This window comes from Ralstonia pickettii, from assembly GCF_030582395.1.
Taxonomy (GTDB): domain Bacteria; phylum Pseudomonadota; class Gammaproteobacteria; order Burkholderiales; family Burkholderiaceae; genus Ralstonia; species Ralstonia pickettii_D.
Window position 1 is genome coordinate 86,960 of the sequence record NZ_CP104382.1, and the last position, 19,811, is coordinate 106,770.

At 61.8% G+C, this 19,811-nt stretch carries 15 protein-coding genes and 1 pseudogene; 8 read left to right on the plus strand and 8 right to left on the minus strand.

Annotated elements, in window-relative coordinates:
* Nucleotides 1–10: 10 nt before the first annotated feature.
* Together N5B55_RS17185 and N5B55_RS17190 are read left to right on the plus strand one after the other, a co-directional pair.
* Complete coding sequence (locus N5B55_RS17185; RefSeq protein WP_065859453.1) at nt 11–403, plus strand: RidA family protein; 393 nt, start codon at nt 11–13, stop codon at nt 401–403.
* Between the two features lie 627 nt (nt 404–1,030).
* Nucleotides 1,031–2,164, plus strand: a complete 1,134-nt coding sequence (locus tag N5B55_RS17190; RefSeq protein WP_304540577.1) for a hypothetical protein — start codon at nt 1,031–1,033, stop codon at nt 2,162–2,164.
* 220 nt (nt 2,165–2,384) lie between these two features.
* Here N5B55_RS17190 and N5B55_RS17195 read toward each other — a convergent pair whose 3' ends face one another.
* Complete coding sequence (locus tag N5B55_RS17195) at nt 2,385–3,911, minus strand: efflux transporter outer membrane subunit (RefSeq protein WP_154205490.1); 1,527 nt, start codon at nt 3,909–3,911, stop codon at nt 2,385–2,387.
* 136 nt (nt 3,912–4,047) lie between these two features.
* On the opposite strand from N5B55_RS17195, the gene N5B55_RS17200 reads away from it, so the two are divergent.
* Both N5B55_RS17200 and N5B55_RS17205 read left to right on the plus strand, forming a co-directional pair.
* Complete coding sequence (locus N5B55_RS17200; protein WP_304540582.1) at nt 4,048–5,280, plus strand: efflux RND transporter periplasmic adaptor subunit; 1,233 nt, start codon at nt 4,048–4,050, stop codon at nt 5,278–5,280.
* Nucleotides 5,281–5,292: 12 nt separating this feature from the next.
* The gene (locus tag N5B55_RS17205; protein WP_304540584.1) at nt 5,293–8,460 is read left to right on the plus strand and encodes an efflux RND transporter permease subunit; all 3,168 of its coding nucleotides are present in this window, start codon (nt 5,293–5,295) and stop codon (nt 8,458–8,460) included.
* A gap of 29 nt (nt 8,461–8,489) precedes the next feature.
* Here the strand turns inward: N5B55_RS17205 and N5B55_RS17210 are convergent, their stop codons facing one another.
* Nucleotides 8,490–9,095 (minus strand): response regulator transcription factor, encoded by a 606-nt coding sequence (locus N5B55_RS17210; protein WP_304540586.1) that lies wholly within the window; start codon nt 9,093–9,095, stop codon nt 8,490–8,492.
* Between the two features lie 76 nt (nt 9,096–9,171).
* Between N5B55_RS17210 and N5B55_RS17215 the strand changes: the two genes are divergently transcribed.
* Nucleotides 9,172–10,779, plus strand: coding sequence for a sensor histidine kinase (locus N5B55_RS17215; protein WP_304541843.1), 1,608 nt, complete (start codon nt 9,172–9,174; stop codon nt 10,777–10,779).
* On the opposite strand, the gene N5B55_RS17220 is transcribed toward N5B55_RS17215, so the two are convergent.
* Together N5B55_RS17220 and N5B55_RS17225 are read right to left on the minus strand one after the other, a co-directional pair.
* Nucleotides 10,776–11,699, minus strand: coding sequence for a cation diffusion facilitator family transporter (locus N5B55_RS17220; protein WP_304540588.1), 924 nt, complete (start codon nt 11,697–11,699; stop codon nt 10,776–10,778). The genes N5B55_RS17215 and N5B55_RS17220 overlap by 4 nt on opposite strands.
* A gap of 203 nt (nt 11,700–11,902) precedes the next feature.
* On the minus strand, nt 11,903–12,316 hold the full coding sequence (locus N5B55_RS17225) for a hypothetical protein (RefSeq protein WP_304540590.1): 414 nt from the start codon (nt 12,314–12,316) through the stop codon (nt 11,903–11,905).
* Nucleotides 12,317–12,895: 579 nt separating this feature from the next.
* Between N5B55_RS17225 and N5B55_RS17230 the strand changes: the two genes are divergently transcribed.
* Both N5B55_RS17230 and N5B55_RS17240 read left to right on the plus strand, forming a co-directional pair.
* A complete protein-coding gene (locus tag N5B55_RS17230) occupies nt 12,896–13,903 on the plus strand; it encodes a fatty acid desaturase (RefSeq protein WP_304540592.1) in 1,008 nt (335 codons plus the stop codon).
* Nucleotides 13,872–14,717: pseudogene (locus tag N5B55_RS17240) on the plus strand (phosphate/phosphite/phosphonate ABC transporter substrate-binding protein). The gene N5B55_RS17230 and the pseudogene N5B55_RS17240 overlap by 32 nt, the downstream one beginning before the upstream one ends.
* 233 nt (nt 14,718–14,950) lie before the next feature.
* Here the strand turns inward: N5B55_RS17240 and N5B55_RS17245 are convergent.
* From N5B55_RS17245 to N5B55_RS17260, 4 genes are all read right to left on the minus strand, one after another.
* Nucleotides 14,951–15,709 (minus strand): COG4705 family protein, encoded by a 759-nt coding sequence (locus N5B55_RS17245; RefSeq protein ID WP_065859595.1) that lies wholly within the window; start codon nt 15,707–15,709, stop codon nt 14,951–14,953.
* 16 nt (nt 15,710–15,725) lie between these two features.
* Entirely contained in the window at nt 15,726–16,178 is a 453-nt protein-coding gene (locus N5B55_RS17250) for a hypothetical protein (protein WP_154205499.1), read from the minus strand.
* A 23-nt stretch (nt 16,179–16,201) separates the two neighbouring features.
* Nucleotides 16,202–16,975: a COG4705 family protein gene (locus N5B55_RS17255; RefSeq protein WP_304540602.1), complete on the minus strand. Its 774-nt coding sequence runs from the start codon at nt 16,973–16,975 to the stop codon at nt 16,202–16,204.
* Nucleotides 16,976–17,061: 86 nt separating this feature from the next.
* Nucleotides 17,062–17,397: a PepSY domain-containing protein gene (locus tag N5B55_RS17260; RefSeq protein ID WP_304540604.1), complete on the minus strand. Its 336-nt coding sequence runs from the start codon at nt 17,395–17,397 to the stop codon at nt 17,062–17,064.
* 563 nt (nt 17,398–17,960) lie between these two features.
* On the opposite strand from N5B55_RS17260, the gene N5B55_RS17265 reads away from it, so the two are divergent.
* The gene (locus N5B55_RS17265; RefSeq protein WP_304540606.1) at nt 17,961–19,580 is read left to right on the plus strand and encodes a methyl-accepting chemotaxis protein; all 1,620 of its coding nucleotides are present in this window, start codon (nt 17,961–17,963) and stop codon (nt 19,578–19,580) included.
* The last annotated feature ends 231 nt before the right edge of the window (nt 19,581–19,811 follow it).

The window sequence follows — 19,811 nt, forward strand, 5'->3', positions numbered from 1 at the left end:
GAATCGCATCATGGAAGTACTCCTCCCGCCTAACTGGCCGCGCCCCAAGGGCTATGCCAACGGTGTATCCGCGCGTGGGCGCATGGTGTTCGTGGCCGGCATGATCGGCTGGGATGCGCAGGGCGTGTTCCATACGGATGACCTGGCCGGTCAGGTCCGGCAGGCGCTGCAGAACATCGTCGACGTGTTGGCCGCCGGCGACGCCAAGCCCGAGCACATCGTGCGCATGACGTGGTACGTGACCGACAAGAAGGCTTACGTGGCGGCCTACCCTGAGATCGGCAAGGCGTTCCGCGAGCTGATCGGCAGCTTCAGCATTGCCATGACGGCAGTGGAGGTGGCAGCCCTCGTGGAGGACCGGGCCAAGGTGGAAATTGAGGTGACGGCAGTGGTGCCGGATTAGGGCGATCCGCGAACTGACGGGACACAAAAGCGTCCGTACCTGTACAAAAATGTCTGTACCAACCGCGGGGGTTTGGAGACTGTTGACGCCAGTCCGCTCAACCAATCCCGACACCCCTGTTTCACCAGGCAGAGGACGGTGACCGAATCCGGCCTCTGCCGTTCAGGCGAATCAACGGCCACTTGGCCGGGCCAGTTAGCCGGAGTCTAGAGTTGGCATCTACGCGCCACAAGAAAAAATGGCCTAAGGAGCTCCGCAACGCCCACTGTATTCGCTCCGCATACACGTTCCCTTGCCGCGGATTTACATCTCTTCAATTTGCGTCGCCCTATGCGTTCAATGAGGCTGCTCGTGGCAGGGGCACGGCGTGACCGGCATCGGGGGTATCCGAACTGCATCGAAGAGGTCGATCTTGGCCGCGAGCCAACCCATGACGTCACTGTGCAGGCTACCGCTTCGGGCTCAGTCAGATCGACGAGTTGCCCGCACGAAAACGAATCTCTGAAAAAGGTTCGAGGAACGGCATGAGTCGTATCCTGGCAGGCATGCCCCTCCGCCATACGGATACCATTGCGGTGGCAACACCGAGGCCCAAGAACAACCACCGTTCACTTGTCCGCCCCCACCATGAAAACTCGGCGCATCCGTACTGTCCTTCTTGTCCTGGCCGCAACGTGGCTGACGAGCGCTGCGGCCGCCCAGACCTTCACCTGGGGCGTCTGTGGGCATCCAGGCCCGACCCAGGCACTCTGGAGCGACTACGCCACACAGTTCGCTACGCTGGAGCAGCGCGGCTTGAAGAGCTATCGTTTCGACGTGCCGCTCACGGGGGATGGCTCGGCCGCCACGCAATTGCTGCAGGCGCTGGTGCCGCTGTCCCATGCGCACCACATCACGCTGCACCCGATCCTGTACGTGCCCTTCACTTGGGGCGATGCGACCGACAACGGCCGGTATCCCGACTCAGACGCCGGGCTCGAAGCGCAGGGCTACGATCGCGTTGCGCCGATCGTCCTTCGGTTCGCCGCCGACATCCGCGACTGGGAACTGCAGAACGAGTTGAGCTTGCGACAGGGCTTCAAGAGCGGGACGGGCGCCACCGTCAGCGATTACGCCACGTCGCTCGCGCATCAATGGGCAACGGTGCTGCGCGGCATGTCGCGCGCCGTGCATGATGTTGGCACCCGCACCGGCAGGCCGCTACGCACAGTGGTCGACACGGTCTACGCAGACTTCGGCCTGATTCCGTTCCTGGAAGCGCAAGGCGCGCGGGTCGACAAACTGGCGTACCACTATTACTACGGTGGCGGCACCAGCCCCTACCGGGTCAGTGTTCCAGGGGGAACGATCGACGTCTTTGCCGAGATGAAAAAGATCGGTAAGCCCGTCATCATCAACGAGTTGAACGCCGCTGAAATCTACGCCCCGCTGCGGGGTCAACCGTATGACGACGCGAAGGCCCTGTTCGGTCTGAAGGCGCACATCGCCTATCTGCTGAGCCAGAACGAGGCCAATATCGAGGGCGCCGAGTTCTACGAGTTGTATGACGAACCCGGCAAAAACGCTGCCGAGTCCAACTTCGGACTGATGAAAACGCCGGCGCAGCCCAAAACCCAGATGCTGCTGGCAACGGTGGCCACGTGCGCGATGCTGTCGGGCAGCGAACACGCAACGCTGGTCTCGCAAGGGCTATTCACCGAAGCGGACCTGGCGGCAAGGCAGGCCAGTTGCAAGACAACTACCGCTGCGCACACCCGCTAGGGACTGCTCACATTTTCAAGAAGGGCCTGACGCGCAGGCTGAGCTCAATGCTGGTGTCAGACGACTCAATTAGCGTCCGCGCAAGACTCTAAACGTCGATACGCCATCGGAACGTTGGCATCAATAAGTTGCATTGACTCGTTGAAGGCGCACATTTGCGAAATTCCACAGAGTTGACCGTTAGTTCGGGGCACTAGCCCTGCGCGCGAAGCCTCGCGCCTCATTGACTTCCGCCCTGTGCGATATCAGCGTGGGGCCGGTTCCACCACCCGCCCCCGAGCGCCTGAAATAGCGCGGCAGTATCGGAAAATCGGTTGGCGCGTGCCGCTATCGTGGCTTGCAGGGCCGTCTGGTAGGCCTGTTCGGCGCTTAGCACGGCGAGGATGTTGACCTGACCGATGGCGCGCTGCTTGTCAGTGATGTCCAGCGTGGTGCGGGCGGCCTGCTCGGCCTTTAGCGCGGCCTTGAGCACGTCGGCATCAGCATCCAGCGCATGGAGGGTATCGGCGACGTTCTGGAAGGCGGAGATGACCGTGCCACGATACTGGGCCTCGGCCTGGTCGACGCCCGCATCGGCGGCGCGTTTCTTGGCCAGCAGCGTGCCACCGTCGAAGAAGGTCTGCGCGACGCCGCCAACCAGGCTCCAGAACACATTGCCCTGCTGGAACATTTGGCTGAATTGAGAGGCTGTTCCGCCCCGGGTTGCAGACAGGGTGAGCTGGGGCAGCATGTTCGCAATGGCCACGCCTACCTGCGCAGTGGCGGCGTGCAGTTGTTCTTCCGCAGCGCGAACATCGGGGCGCTGCCGCACCAGATCAGACGGTAGCGACAAGGGCAACGCTTGCGGCAGCGTGAAATCTGCAAATGTGAAAGTGTCCGCGATGCCGTCGCCCGGCAGCTTGCCGGCCAGCGCGGCCAGCAAGTCGCGCTGCACGGCCAGTTGCTTTTGCAAGTTCGGCAGCGCCTGCTCGGCCTGCGCCAGCGCTGATTGTGCGGCGGCCACATCGAGGCCGGTGACGGCACCCAGCGTGAACTGCTTGCGCAGGTTGCCGACCAATTGTGTGTTGATGGCCACGATGCGCTTTTGCGCATCGATCTGCGCCCGCAGCGATGCCTCTTGCACCGCTGCCGCCACGATGTTGGTGGCCAGCGTTAGATAGGCGGCCTCCAACTGGAAGTATTGCGCATCCTCTGCGGCCTTGAGCGACTCAACCTGACGCCGGTTCAAGCCGAACACGTCAGGTGCGTAGCTGACCGTGACCTGCGCCGTGTGCAGGCTATAAATCTCAGCATTCGAGGTGAGCGAGGGGGCGATCGTGCCGACCGCATCGCGCTTGCGGGCACCTTGGTACGCGCCCTGCACCAACGGGAAGAACGCGCCCTGCTGCGCACTCGTCTGCTGTTGCGCTATGCGCAGCGCCGCTTGCGCTGCACTCAACGTTGGGCTGGCGGCGAAGGCATTTTCAATGGTCTTGTTCAGTTTGTCCGACTGAAACGTCTTCCACCACTGGTCGGACACTTTCATGCCCGAGACAAAGCGCTGGGCTTCACCCCCCTGCGTGGCGGCAGAAGACGTCTGCTCCGGCAACGGCTGCGGCGTATAGCCGGACACCTTGGGCGCGTCCGGCACCTTGAAATCGGGCCCGACCGCGCAGGCGGTGACCAGCAGGCAGGCAACCGCCAGTGCGGTCAGGCGCAGCGAGGCAGAGGTAGAAGGTGACGCGCCAAAGGCAGTTTTGGAGGGCATGCAGGCACCCAGTCTGGACGAATGGCGGCGATTCTAGGGGAGCGGCGAATTGTTGCGAACTGTGATTCATCACAGTAGACCGATCTGCAGGTGGCCCGCATCATGCGGGCCAATTTCTATCGTCTGGGGTATTGCCGTGCAGGTCGATTACAAATCTGCCGCCATCGGTGGCGCTGTTGCCGCGCTGGTCGTTGGCTGCCTGATGTGGGGCTTGGGAGGCCAGAAACGGTCCGAAGCCTCGCCCGCTCCGTCGTCACCATCGTCATATGGGGTGGCGCCCCTGGCTCTGCCGGCCACCCCGTCGCGCGATGGCCAAGCCGTCACGTTGAGCCAGAGTCAGCTCCAGTACATCAAGGTCGCGCCGGTTGAACTGCACGACTTTGCCAACCGCCGTGAAGCCGTCGGCAACATCGATTTCAACCAGGACCGTGCCGTACAGGTGTTCACGTCGTACCAGGGCAAAATTCGTAATACCTACGCCAAGGTGGGCGATACGGTGGCCAAGGGCAAGCCGCTGTTCGATATCGACAGCCCCGACCTGGTGCAAGCGGAATCCACTCTGATTTCCACTGCCGGTACGCGCAAGCTGACGACCGATGCACTCGCCCGTGCGCGCCAGTTGTATGAGATCCAGGGCCTGGCGCAGAAGGACCTGGACCAGGCTATCTCCGACCAACAGGCTGCGGAGGCCGCCTACAAAGCTGCGCGTGAAGCCCTGACCGTGTTCGGCAAGACGCCCGCACAGATGGACCAGATCGTGCAGACGCGCAAGACCGATTCGCTGCTGACGGTGGTGAGCCCGATCTCGGGCCAGGTGACTGCGCGCAGCGCACAGCCGGGCTTGCTCTTGCAGCCGGGCAACGGCACGGCGCCATTCACGGTGGCTGACGTGTCCACCATGTGGATGCAGGCATTCGTGCCGGAAGCCGACGCGCCGCTGCTGCACGTTGGCCAGCCGGTCAAGATTCACGTCATGGCATTTCCGGGCCGGGTCTTCAACGGCAAGATCACCACTGTGGGCGCGTCGGTCGACGCCAACACGCACCGCATCCTGGTGCGTTCGGAAATCGACGATCCGAAGCACGAACTGCGCCCCGGCATGTTCACGTCATTCGACATCACCACCGGCGCGCCCATCCAATCACCAGCGTTGGCGATGGACGGCGTGGTGCGTGAAGGCGACGGCACCATGACCGCGTGGGTCACGACCGACCGCAAGCGCTTTGCGCGGCGCGTGATCAAGCTCGGCCTGGAACAGGATGGCTTTGTGCAGGTGCTCGAAGGCCTGAATGCAGGCGAGCTGGCCGCAAACGAAGGCGCGCTGTACCTGAGCACGGCGGCTGCCGGCAATTTCAACGGCGCCGACTGAGGGGATTTCACCGTGCTCAAAGCGATTCTCAAGCTGTCGCTGCTGCGACGGCCACTGATCCTGTTGTTCCTGCTGGCGTTCGTAGGGGCAGGGCTGTTTGCGTATTCCAAGCTCAATATCGAGGCGTACCCCAACCCCGCACCCGTCATTCTCGAAATCACGGCACAAACGCCCGGCCTGTCGGCCGAGGAAATGGAGCGGTACTACACCGTGCCGATGGAGATCGGCCTGGCGGCAACGCCCGGCGTAGAGAACATCCGCTCCACGTCGTTCTACGGTCTGTCGTTCGTGCGCGTGACCTTCAAATACGGGATCGACTACTACTTTGCTTACACGCAGGCGGCACTTGCCCTCCAGCAGAACGTCAGCCTGCCCAACAACGTGCAGGCGCAGATTCAGGCGTCGAGTCTGGTCGGGGAAGTGGTGCGCTATCAGTTGAAGGGGCCGCCCCACTTTGGGCTGACCAACCTGCGCACCTTGCAGGATTGGGTGTTGCAGCGCCGCCTGAAGACGGTACCGGGCGTGGCCCAGGTCGTCAGCTGGGGAGGCACGACCAAGGAGTACGACGTCGAAGTCGACCCTAAGAAGCTGGAAGCCTATGGCGTCACCCTGCCACAGATGATGACAGCGCTCGGCAATGCCAACATCAACGTCGGCGGGCGCACGATCAACTTTGGGCAGCAGTCGGTCAACATCCGCGGCGTGGGTCTGATCCAAGACGTGAAGGACATCGACAAGATCGTTCTTACGCAGACCAATGGAGTGCCCGTACAGGTCAAGGATGTGGCGAAGACGAAGATCGGTTTCGCGCCCCGTCTAGGCATTGCCGGCCGTGACAATGAAAGCGACGTCGTCACCGCCATCGTGGTGATGAACCGCACCATGCAGACCAACGACGTGGTGGCGCGCGTCAAGGCAGAGCTGGACAAGATCAACACCGATGGCACGCTGCCGGCAGGCGTGAAGGTCGAGCGTTACTACGACCGCTCGGAGCTCGTCTCCGTCACCACGCACACGGTCATGCATGCGCTGCTGTTTGGCTGCCTGCTGGTGTTCTTCATCCAGTGGATCTTCCTGGGTGATTTGCGCAGCGCCATCATTGTCAGCGCCAACATTCCGTTTGCGCTGTTCTTCAGCATCCTGATCCTCTTGTTGACCGGCGAATCCGCGAACCTGCTCTCAGTGGGGGCGGTGGACTTTGGGATCATCGTGGACTCATCGGTCATCCTGGTCGAAAACATCTTCCGCAACTTCCAGATGCCGGCGGCGGAGCAGACGCGCCTGCTGATGAGTCGTGACGCGAAGGTGCTCGGCTTACGTGTGCCGGAGCGCTTGCGCATGATTTTCGTAAGCGCACTGCAGGTGGATCGCGCTGTGTTCTTCTCCGCCTTGATCACTGTCGCGGCGTTCGTTCCGCTGTTCACCATGCAGGGGGTGGAGGGCCAGATCTTCGGCCCGATGGCGCGCACCTATGGCTACGCGTTGGCAGGCGCACTGATCGCCACCTTCACGGTCACGCCGGCGTTGTGCTCGTATCTGCTTCCCAAGAAGATTGAAGAGAAGGAAACCTGGCTCGTGCGCGCACTGCACAGGCTCTACCAGCCTGCGCTGAAGTGGTCCCTATCCAACCGGCGCATTGCCGTGACGATCGGTGCGGTCGTGCTGGCGGCAACCGCGGCGCTCATGCCGCTGCTGGGCACGGAGTTCCTGCCCGCGCTTGAAGAAGGCAACCTTTGGATTCGGCTCACGATGCCGCAAACGGCATCGCTGGAATCGGGCGTGGTACCGGTCTCGCGCATGCGTCAAATCCTCCTCAAACACCCCGAGGTGCGCACGGTGGTGTCGGCCCATGGTCGCCCCGACGACGGTAGTGATGCCGCGGGCTTCTACAACGCCGAGTTCTTCGTGCCGCTTAAACCTTTCGACCAATGGTCGGCGGGGATGACCAAGGAGAAGCTGATCGCGCAGATCCAGAAAGAGTTCACCAGTGAGTTCACCGGGGTCGGCCTGAATTTCTCGCAGTACATCCAGGACAACGTGGAAGAGGGATTGTCTGGCGTGAAGGGGGCGAATTCGGTCAAGATCATCGGCCCGGACCTGCAGGTGCTGGAGCGGCTGGCCGATCAGGTGCAAAGCGAGATGAGCCGCGTCAAAGGCATCACCGACCTGGGCATCTTCCGTGTGCTGGGTCAACCGAACCTGAACGTGCGCATCAACCGTGAGGCGGCCGCGCGCTATGGACTGAACACGGGGGATGTGAACACCGTGGTCCAAGCGGCGCTGTCGGGTTCCCAGGCCACCACCATCCTGGAAGGCGATCGGCAGTTCGCACTGACGGTGCGGCTGGCCCCGGAGTACCGCGCCACGATCGATGCGGTGCGCAACATCCGCGTCGCCTACTCGAACGCGAACGGCGGCAACGCCTACATTCCGCTCTCGGCGCTGGCCGACATCACGCTGGATACGGGGGCGTCGTACATCTATCACGAGAAGAACGCCCGCTATATACCGGTCAAGTTCAGTGTGCGTGGGCGCGACCTGGGCGGCACGGTGGAAGAAGCGCAGCAACGCATCGCCGAGCACGTTAAGCTGCCACAGGGCTATCGCATTGAGTGGGCAGGTGAATTTGAAGAACTGGAGCAGGCCAAACAGCGGCTCGCGGTCATGGTGCCGATCAGCATTCTGTTGATTCTGGTGCTGCTCTATGGGTTGTTCAATTCGCTGCGCGATAGCCTGATGGCGCTGGCCGGTATTCCGTTTGCGATTACCGGTGGGGTCGCGGCCCTGTTCCTGACGGGGTTGGACTTCAGCGTCTCGGCGGCAATCGGCTTTGTCTCGTTGTTTGGGGTGTCCGTGATGGACGGCATTCTGATGATCACCTACTACAACGACTTGCGCCGGGAGCGCGGCCTCCAGCCAACTGAAGCGATGTTCCATGCGGCGCAACAGCGCATGCGGCCGATGCTGATGACCGCGCTGTCGGCGTGTATCGGTTTGTTCCCAGCCGCTATTTCCACTGGCATCGGCAGCCAGGTGCAGCGGCCTCTGGCCACCGTGGTGGTAGGCGGCATGCTGGTGGGCCCGTTGATGCTGCTGGTGATCGTGCCGGCCCTGCGGATGGTCTTCCTCGGCAAGGAGCCACCCACTGACGGCCCGCCCCTTGAGGAAGCACCGGTTTGAGCGATGGCCGCCGCTCCGCGCGGCGGCCCCTACGGTTTGATGATCCCCGCGCTGGAAGCCCTGACCACGGCTTCAATGCGGGTGGCGACCCCCAGCTTTTCGCGCGCATTGTCCATATGGAAATCAATCGTGCGCTTGGATAGCCCAAGAATCGTGGCGATCTCACCCGACGTCTTGCCACGCGCAGACCACGCCAGCACTTCGGCCTCGCGCTCGCTCAGCTGCACAGGCGCATGCGCCGCATGTGCTCGAGGTCGCTTGGCGAGCCGGGTTTGCACAATGCTAATCAGGATTTCGAAGTCGACTGGTTTTGTCACATAGTCATCGGCACCCAGGCGACGCCCACGGAGTTCGGAGTCGCGTTGGGCCATCGCCGTCAAAAAGACGAACGGAATTTCGGCATAACGTGGTGCGAGCGTGCGCAACTGCTCCAGCAACTCGAATCCGGTCATGCCCGGCATGCCTACGTCGCACAGCACCAGGTCCGGGGCTTCGCGCAGGATCATCGCCAGCCCGGACTCACCATCATGCGCCGTGATCACGGTGTAACCGTGTTCGGCCAGTTCTTCGGTGATCAGCTCGCCGGTTTCAACGTCGTCTTCAATGCAGAGGATCTTCGGGCTGGCTGGCTTCATGGGGATTCCGCCTGGTGGTATGGTGACTGATGCTCCGCTCACGACGTTGTCAGGGAAACTGCGCAGGACATTACCTATGCAATCGCCAAACAGGGCCCCAGCCGCGCCAGACGGGCGGCGCTTTGGAATCGAATCTCCTTCGATTCTGCGTCCCATCCGCGTCCGGTTGACGCTGGTGTTCGTGATCTTTTTGCTGCTGGTGGTCGGCGTCGGCGCTTTCAGTATCGACCAATTGGCCAGTTTCCACAGCGTATCTGCACAGATCAGCGGGCGCTGGCTTCAAAACAGCCGGATTCTGGGCGACCTCAATAACTACATCTCGGATTATCGCGCGGCCGAAGGCGATTTTCTGATCGCCTCATCACGTGCCGATCTGCGAGCCGCAGACGAACAGGTCGCCATGCTCGACAAAGCGATTGCCACGTCCCAGGCCCGCTACGACAAGATCGAGCACGACAGCCCCGAGCGCGAGCTTTACAGCCAGTTTGTCACCCAATGGAACACGTATCGCGAGCTGGCGCGACGGCTGATGATTTCTGCCAAGGCAGGCGACGTAGCGGGTGCTACGCGGCTCTATCACACGGATTCCAAACACGCATTCGATTTGGCGAATGACACGTTGGGTGTGATGACCGAACGCAGTGTCGCTGGCGCAACGGCAGAAACCGAGCGAGAGGCGCAGGCCTATCACAATGCGCGGCAACTCATAGTTGGGGCGATCGTTGTGGCGGCGTGTCTGGTCGTGTTGGCCGTGATTTATCTTGTCTACGCCGTGTCGCGCCCGATTGCCGCGCTGGTGGATCGCATGCACCGCGTTGCCAACAACGATACCCAGATCGACATCCCAGGCGTGGACCGCCACGACGAGATTGGTGACATCGCGCAAGCCGTGGCGCGTTTTCGCGAAAACACAATCGAATTGGGTCGCAGCAAGGATGCATTGATCGCCCAAGCCGCCGTATTGCAGGAGACGCTCGACAAAGAGCGCCGCATGGCCGAGTTGCAACGCAATTTCGTCTCAATGGCATCGCATGAATTCCGCACGCCGCTGGGCGTGATTGACGGCCAGGCTCAGCGCCTGATCCGCATGCGTGACGCGTTGCCGCCTGAGGTGCTGGAAGAGCGCTGCGAGAAAATCCGGGCTGCCGTGCAGCGCATGACGCACCTGATGGATCACCTGCTCGACTCTTCGCAGTGGCTGGATTCCACGACGCCCGCAGCGATGCGGCGCACCGATTTCCCGCTTGCAGCGCTTCTGACCGAGGTTTGCGAAATGCACTTGGAAGGCACGCCGAGCGCACGGATCGAGCTGTGCGTAGAGACTGATGAGCCGAACACATTCTTCGGCGATGCCCGGCTTCTGTTCCAGGCCTTCAGCAATCTTGTCGGCAACGCCGTTAAATACTCGCCGCCAGGCGCACCGGTCAGCGTGCGTATGCGCAGCGATGCCGACGGTGTGTCGGTAACTGTGGAAGACCTGGGCCTGGGCATACCCGAGCGCGATATCGAGCGTTTGTTCGAGCGCTATGTGCGTGGTGGCAACGTTGCGGGGACGGTCGGGGCAGGTGTCGGGCTTTATTTGGTGAAGCTGGTCGTGGAATTGCACCGAGGGACGATCACCGTGACCAGCGAAGAAGGCAAAGGCTCAACATTCAACGTGTTCTTACCGCGACTCAAAGGCTAGCTTGTACCGGCTGGGAGCCCGTTTACGGGATCGACGTGGGTCATGACATTGAGAACATCACGTCTTTGCATAACGCGTCGCCTCGCTTCGAGCGCGATGTCGTGACCGACCTTCACGGTTGCGGTGCTTTCGATCTCCAAGTGCGCGTCAACCAGGATCATGTCGCCCATTTTGCGTGTCCGCACGTCATGAACGCCAAGCACGCCTGGCGTGCCGAGTATCACTTCCCGAATTTCGCTGGCTGTCTCTTGATCGACGGCTCTGTCCATGAGGTCGTACAGGGCATTCGAGCCAAACTGCCAGCCCATTCTCGCCACCATTAACCCGACAACGAATGCGGCCACTGGATCGAGCAGGTGGAATCCAAGCAAATTGCCGACGATGCCGAGTGCAACCACCAATGAGGAGGCTGCGTCGGAGCGGGCGTGCCATGCGTTCGCTATCAGCATGCTGGAGCGTACGCGCTCCGCAACGGCCAGCATGCACCGGAACAACAGTTCTTTGCTCACCAGTGCGCCCAGTGCGACCCACAAGCCGACCAATTTCACATGTGAGATCGACTCCGGATGCTCCAGCTTGGTCACCGCACCCCAGAGCATTCCGACGCCTACGGTGAGTAGCAGCAAGCCCAATACCAGGGATGCTGCTGTCTCGAATCGAAGGTGACCATAGTGATGTTCCGCATCCGGTTCCTTCTGGCTATGGTGTCCAGCAAAGAGAACGACGAAATCCGAAACCAGGTCGGAAAGCGAGTGGATCGCGTCGGCGATCAACGCTTGTGAATGGGCAAGAACGCCGGCAACCAGCTGCGCAGCCGTTAGGGCCAAATTGACACCCACGCTGACGAGCGTGCTGCGTTTCGCCGCGCGCTTCATGGCGGGCGTTTCGCTGTCGAGATCAATCTCGGTTGGCTGTTGCATGGTCTTGTTTGTCTGATGGACGAGGACAGATCACCTTGAGGGCGAGCGCCTGAATTTGTCCGCGATCATAGGGGGAGAGCGGGCCGTGTGGGAAATAACCGGGAGCCGCAGAAAAGAATCCGCATGAGAGGCGTTCGCATTCGCTGTTGCATTGGTTGGCACAACTGCAATGCCAGGGCTCGCATGTGCATCAAGACAATTCGCTAATGCGCCAGGATCGGCTTGCCGAATAGTGACGGCAGGAAATCATCCAGGAAGAACAACACCTGAATATTTGCGCCGACACCTCGCGTCGAACCGTGGGTTGTAGGAAGGCCCGGTTCCGCGGCGACCTGCCACGTATCGCTGACATAGGGGATCCCTGGGTTGACGGTGCCGCGCGTGCGTTGCCCCCGTGGTGAGTCGAACGCGAACTCAATCAAGGGAATCCATTGGCGGAGGGGATCCTCCTTGGGGAGCACGCCTGACGCAAATCGATCCGTCAAATACAGCGTGCTGTACTCCAGCGCGAATCTCCAGTGCACCGTGGTGACATTGGCCGTCCTTACAGTGTTGAACTGCCGCGTCGTCGGGTCATAGCTCAAGTTGTTCGACGTCTTACCTGTCGGCACGGCCACGCTGACACCCGCCGTAATGCCCGCCGGCCGCAACCAAGACCCTGCGTCAGGCAAGGCGCCGAACCCCTGGGCCTATATAGAGGCTCGGGGCGATGGTCGCTGAAATGTTGGCGCCGAGCCGTTTAGCCCCGGTATGAAGCGACTGGGCCGCGTAAGTCCAGCCGCTTCCGCGAGTGAGCGATAGTGCGCATGCATCACTGAGAAAGGCTTCACCTTGTCACACGTGACAAGTCAATGGGTCTGCGCGCAACTTCCAGCGCATGGGGGTTTCCATTCCATAGTGGCATTTGCGTTGAATAGTCCGGCCAACGAGGCGCCATGCGGTTGGCCGGAATTTGTGTCTCTTGTTTGTCCGTCGACGAGTCTCCTTGGTACAGACTTTCCTTTCCGCCAAGGTGGGAGCGGCTCAATCAAATCAACGCTTTATCGACGATTTTGGTACAGCCTTTTTTGTCTGCCGTTAAAACGTCATGTGCGCTGGCGATTGCTGCCACATATCGTTATCGGCAATCCTTCGTTCCGGTCGTGCGGGGTCGGCCCGTATGCTGTGCTTTCGTTCCACCACGCAAGCATGCACGCATGGCCATTTATCTTGACGACCGACAGCGCACGGAACTGGCGCAGGCCGCCCGTCATTGGCTGTGGCGTACGGAGCTGCCGACGTGGCTGCTGATCGCCACGGTCTATGCAACCTGGTTTGGCGTTGCCACGCATGTGCGTCAACTCGGTGTGCCGCTGGCGTGCGTGCTGCTGTCGCTCTGCACCACGTGGTACCTGTCGTTGCAGCACGAGCTGCTGCATGGCCACCCGACGCGCCTGCCGTGGCTCAATGCGTTGATCGGCGCGGCGCCCCTTGGCATCTGGCTGCCATATGGCCTGTACCGGCGCCTGCATCTGCAGCACCACGAGGCTGAACTCACGCACCCCGACACCGATCCGGAGAGCTACTTCCTCTACGCCGTCGATTGGCATGCGGCCAGTCCGGCGATGCGCAAGCTGTATGCCGTGCGCAATACGCTGGCCGGGCGGATGTTGCTGCAACCCGCGTTCTCGATTCTCACCATTGCAGGGGATGCTTGCGCAAAGCTGCGCTCGGGCGACTGGCGCGACGTGCCAATGTGGGCGGCCCACCTGCTTGCAGTCGCGGTGCTGCTCGTGTGGCTGCAGACAGCCTGTGGCCTGCCCGCGTGGCTCATGCTGCTGGGCGTGGCGTATCCGGCGCTGTCACTGGCGGCGATCCGCTCTTTCCAGGAGCATCGCCCGGCGGATTCCCACGCCACCCGAAGCGTGATCAACGACGCCGGCTTGATGTGGCGGTTGCTGTTTCTCAACAACAACTACCATCTGGTGCACCACGACCTGCCTTCCGTACCGTGGTTTGCATTGGCATGGGTCTACCGCCGCCGCGCCGACGACTACCTCGTGCGCAACGGCGGCTTCCATGTGCGAGGTTATCGGGAATGGCTGATCCGCTACGCGCTGCGCGTGGCGGCGCCGGTAGCGCATCCGCTGTTCCATGGTCCTTCCGATCGGCACGTGTATGCGCCGCGTTCCTATGGGGAATATCGCGAATATGGCGAAGCATGAGCGCTGGGTGGCAGCCCTCCCGATGTACAACGTCTCTGCGTCATTGCGGGACGACTGGGCCACGCTCATTGAGCGGACAGCACAGGCGCTCGGCCGTGGCACGTCGCCCGTGATGCTGGACCCCGTGGACCCGGGCGAGAGCCCCGACGCGCTGCACGCCTTCTAACGGCGCGACGACGTGTTGCTGTCGCAGACCTGCGGCTACCCGTTGATTCGCGGATTGGCATCGCGGGTACAGCTGATCGGCACCCCTCGCTTTGTGGTGCCCGGATGCCAGCAGGAGGCCTATAGCAGCGCCATCGTGGTCCGCGCCAAAGATGGCCCCGCCAGCCTGGCTGCATGCCGGGGCGCGCGCGTCGCCTGCAACAGCCCCGACTCGCACAGCGGCATGAACGCACTGCGCCACGCCGTTGCGCCGCTGGTGCGCGGCGCGCGGTTCTTCGGGGCGGTCGTGCACACGGGCTCGCACCTGAGGTCGCTGGCGGCGGTTGCCGACGACGAGGCCGACGTTGCCGCCATCGACTGCGTGACGCTGGCCTTTGCCGCAGAGCACAGGCCAGACCTGGTTGCGGGGCTACGGCAGATTGGCTCGACGCGGCATGTGGCCGGCCTGCCGTTCATCGCCTCACGGCGCGCGGACGAGGCGCTGGTGCAGCGTGTGAGGAACGCGATGCGCCAAGCCTTGCACGATGACGCCGGCCTGCGCTCCAGACTCCGCCTGGAAGACATCGTGCCGACCACATTGGCGCACTACCGGCCCATCGCCGTGATGGCACGCGAGGCGCGCATGCGCGGGTATGGCGAGCTGAACTAACTTTGCCGGAAAGTTGTCCTTGGGCCGGAGTCGCTTCAGTATGTCCCCCGACCTCCCCCCGATCTTTGCGGCGCAGTTCCAAGTCAATAGGACGGCGTCATAGCGCCGAGCGTTTAGCGAACGGCCGGCGGCCCGGATCAGGCATGCGTGACTCGACCGCCTGCATGGCGGCATCCTGCAACGCGCCTTGGATGGCATCCCCCCCGCATGTACCGTCAAGCAGTTCGCCCTGCTCAATGTGCAACCCGAGCTGCGCGTTGCCTGAAGACCAGCATGCCGGTCAAGATGAAGGCGAGCAGTGCAGCCGACGCGGAGTAGCGGCTCAAAGCGAGCCCACCCGCGCTGTGGGGTTTGTCGAGAAAGTCGCCAACCACGGCGCCCAAGGGGCGTGTCAGGATGAACGCGGCCCAGAACAGCAGTGTGCGCGAGACGTGGGTCCAGTAGTAGGCGGCAACGATGAGTGCAAGCAGCGCCCCGAAGACCACGGCCGCCCCCGTATAGCCCAAGCCGGCCGTATCGGCAGTCCAATCGCCCAGGGCCGTGCCCAAGGTCTGCGAAAACATGATCGTGACCCAATAGAACGCTTCAGCCTTGGGCGAGTGGACGGTGCTCACCGACACCGACCCCAACGTGCGGTACCAAGCGAAAAGAGAGCCGAGCAGCAGTACCAGCAGCAAGGTGGAGCCGCCTGCATATCCGATACCCAGAGAGCGATCCGCGAAGTCTGCCAGCGTCGTGCCCACCGTGGTCGTGGCGATGATGGTGGTCCAGTAGAGAAGCGGATGAAAGCCCTTGGCGCGTATTTGTGCCGCTACCGACACCAGGAAAATGGCGGCAAAGATGCCGGTACCCACCAGATAGCCGAGGTTCATCGACATCGATACGGCATCGCCGCCGGTCTCGCCCAGTGTGGTTGCCGCAATCTTGAGTAGCCAGAAGGCCAATGTGACTTCTGGCACCTTGGCCAGAGCGTGCTCTGTTGATGTCTTCATCATGCGTCCTCGCAAATCAAGTCCGACCTTGCAGCGTGTCGAAGGTTTTCAGCAAATCAGTTAACGCTGCCTTGCAGTCGGGCTGCTTGGGTGTATCGGCGCGCAAGGCGGCCAGGGCACGGTCAATGGCCTTATCCAGTACGTGCCAATCATCGGCCGCTCGTGGCTTCAGTCCGGCTTCCGCCGCGTCCCAAGAGACCTCCAGATCTTTGATGCGCGTTTTTGCAGCCGCCAGATCACCCTTGTCCACGAGGTTGGCAACGTCCGTCGCGATACCGCGAAACGCGGATAGATCACCCAGCTTCGACACGGTCTTGGATTGGGGTGCTGATGCGGTTTGGGCCGATGTGCCCGGCACTGTCCCGCTTGCGGCGTGTGTCTCCTGTTTCGAGCAACCGGCGGCAATGCCGAGAGACAAGAGGGTCGAGACGGTGGCGATCGCCCGAATGAGCGTGGTTTGATGGAACATGGGTTCTCCAGTAGAGCGAAGTGTTATTCGGTGGCCTGTACAGCTCGGCTTTTTCCCATGCCGAACTGTTCACCTGCCACCAGTAAGACAATCACCGTCAGGAACAGGGCGCTCGTCCACATAGCCCCCATGCCGAGACCGCCGTAGGTTTTCGCTTGTGTGAGCAAGTCGCCAAGTGCTGCACCGAAGGGTCTGGTGAGGATGTATGCGATCCAGAACGTGAGCACGGCGTTGCCACCGAAACGCCAGGCGGCGTATGTGAGGCCGAGCAACGCGCCGAACACCACGGCCCCCCACGTGAAGCCAAGGCCGAGCGCTTCCGTCGCCAGATCGCCCGCTGCGGTCCCCAGCGCAAACGTACAGAGGATGGCGGCCCAATAGAACAGCTCCCGACGTCGCGTGTCGATCGATTGGATCGAAAGCGTTCGCTCCAAGCGATACCAGACAAAGAAGACCGCCGCGAGCAGCAGTGCAAACGCAGCGGTGCTGATGTACAGGCTGACCCCCAACCCATCAGTCAACAGGTCAGTGATCTGCGTACCGACCACGCTGACAAGGACGACCGTGAGCCAGTAGATCGAGGGGATATAGCGACGGGACCGCAGCTGCGCAAACAAGGCAGCCGCCAACAATGCGGCCATCACGGCTTGCGTTGCGGCTTGGCCCCACCCGGCATTCACGGCCAGGAAATCGGCTCCCGTCTCGCCCACGGTCGTGGACATGATCTTGACGATCCAAAAGGACAGGGCAATCTCGGGCACCTTGTTCCATGCTTCACTTACCTGCCACCGATTCATGATGTGTCCTCGCGGGAGTGGGAACGTGGGGGCAGTATGGTTCAGCGGACTTAGCCTCGACATAGACCCGGGTGTGCCATACGCGATCAATCTTGCTTGTCGTGATCGCCTTCGTGATCGGCCTTGTCCTCCACTGCGGACACGACGGTGCCCTTGTCGGCATCGATCCGAACGTCAAAGACTTTGGCTCCGCTCACGACTTCGACGTCGTAAACCCAGCCCTGCTTCGACTGCTCGTACTCGGCGCGGGATGCCTTGCCGTTGGCATGCTGCTCTGCAGCCGCGACAGCTTGAGTCAGCGGGATCTTTGCTTGCGTGATGGCGAGGGCGTCGTTTCGAATATGGTCTTTGGCGGCGTAGGCGGCTGCGCCCGTCATCGCAACGGCAATGGCGAGGAGGGAAAGCTTGGTGTAGCGGTACATGATGCTTCTCCTGGCATGCGCGGGATGTGCGCACTGGACACGCTACGCAGGCTGACTTAGGCCGAACTGAGACGAAGCAAAATTTCCAAGGCAAAGCCGGCTTACCCGGGTTGGCCCTCTGTGGGTTGGCGGAACAACTCGCATACGAGAATTAAAATAATTTCATATCAGCAGTTTTCGCGCCGCCAAGGGTCATGAAAGCGCAGATTTGGTGCGTGTACATTCGCCTCGTTTGGCTCGAATGTGCCGCCAAGCCAATGCTGGCGTCACGCAGTTCGCAATCCCCACTTACGCCTGCTGCCCGGTGCACAGGTTTGAAGCAGCCCGGCTGCCCCAGCATCGCATTCAAGATTCTTTGTGCCCTGCCGTCATTTCCGTTCAAAGCAGCCTGGGCAGTCTTGCAGCGCGACGGCTTTGAAGATCGGTCACCGACAGCCGCACATGGCTTCAAGATGCTCCTGCTTCAACGCATGCACCTGAATGCATCGCCAGATAGGTACGGCGATGCTGTTGATCAGGGCATGACGTCTCTCTCTGACGCCGCTGAAACAGGAATGAAGCAAATGAGAATCTCGGATATGAAGATCGGGGTGCGCCTTGGGGCAGCGTTCGCGCTTGTGGTGGCGCTGCTGATCGGGACCGCCGCTGTCGGCATCCAACGGCTGGACGACAACAACACGAAGATGAGCCGGATCGTCAGCGAGCGCTATTCGCTGATCGCGCTGAGCAACCAGATCAAGAACAACGGATACAAGGCCAACGGCATCCTCAGCAACCTGCTCCTGGCCACGTCGGCCGACCAGAAAGCGAAGTACATGAGCGACTACGCGGCCATCCGCCAGGCCAACGGACAGGCGTATGGCCGGCTGGAGAAGATGCTGACGACCGATGCGAGCAAGGCGCTCTTCAAGGAACAGTTCGACGCGCGCTCCGCTTACGGTGCCGGCGTGCGCAAGTTCTTTGAGCTGATTGATGCCAACAAGCCCGAAGACGCGCGGGTTCTGTACCAGGGCGACATGAGCCGCCTGCAGGACCAGTACTACGTGCTGGTCGACAAGATGGTGGATCACCAGGCCAGCGAGATGGAGCACGATGTCGGCGAAGCTGCCGCGCAAGGCGCCAACGCGAAGATCCAGATGATCGTGCTTGCCGTGTTGGCGACGTTGCTCGCCATTGCCACGGGCGGCTTCATCACCCGCACGATCACCGGCCCGATCAACCGTGCCGTGCATCTGGCCGAAGCCGTGGCGCAAGGGGACCTGACGCACCGTCTTGAAGTTGGCGCACAAGACGAGATCGGCCGCCTGCTGGCCGCGCTCAAGCACATGACCGAGAACCTGCATGGCATCGTCGGCCGTGTGCGCGGCGGAACGGACACCATCACGCGTGCATCGCGCGAGGTGGCGAGCGGCAACATCGATCTGTCCAGCCGGACCGAGCAGCAAGCCAGCTCGCTGGAAGAAACGGCGGCGGCCATGGAGCAGCTCACGTCCACCGTCAAGCAGAACGCCGACAACGCGCAGGAAGCCAGCCGTTTGGCATCCAACGCATCGCTGGTGGCGGCCAAGGGCGGCGATGCCGTGGGCGAGGCGATCGAAACCATGAGCACCATCAATGCGTCGTCGCGCAAGATCGTCGACATCATCGGCGTGATCGACAGCATCGCGTTCCAGACCAACATCCTGGCACTGAACGCCGCCGTGGAAGCCGCGCGCGCGGGCGAGCAGGGCCGCGGCTTTGCCGTGGTGGCGGGCGAGGTGCGCAACCTCGCGCAGCGCAGTGCCGCAGCGGCCAAGGAGATCAAGGGGCTGATCGAAGATTCGGTCAACCACGTCGGCACCGGCACCGCGAAGGTGGAAGAGGCCGGCCAGATCATCCGCGACGTGGTGGCCGGTATCCAGAACGTGACGAACATCGTTGCCGAGATCAGCGCGTCGAGCCGCGAGCAGAGCGAAGGCATCGAGCAGATCAACGAGGCCATCACGCAGATGGACAAGGTCACGCAGGAAAACGCCTCGCTGGTCGAGGAAAGCGCGACCTCGGCACAGGCGCTGCAGGAACAGGCGGATCAACTGGCCGACATGGTGAGCGCGTTCAAGTTGCATGGCGACGCGCGGAGCCCAGGGCACGGCGCGCAGAGCGAGACGGCCACCCTGGCGCGGTCTGGCTGGGCGCGCGCTTAACCACTTTCGTAATTCACGGTTGTTGTTGCAGTGATGTTGCAGTCAGCAGTCCAACGGAGGAGGCACGGGTCGTCGTCAGGCGGCTCGTTACAGAAGGAATCGACGTAGCGCTTTGCTTTGGCGTTTCGAACGGTCCCGCCATTTGCCGAACAGGTGTCTGCTGCGCAACCGCTGTGCTGGTTGGAGGACTGCGCGCGCGGGTACGCCGGAGTGCCGATGGCGGGACCCACC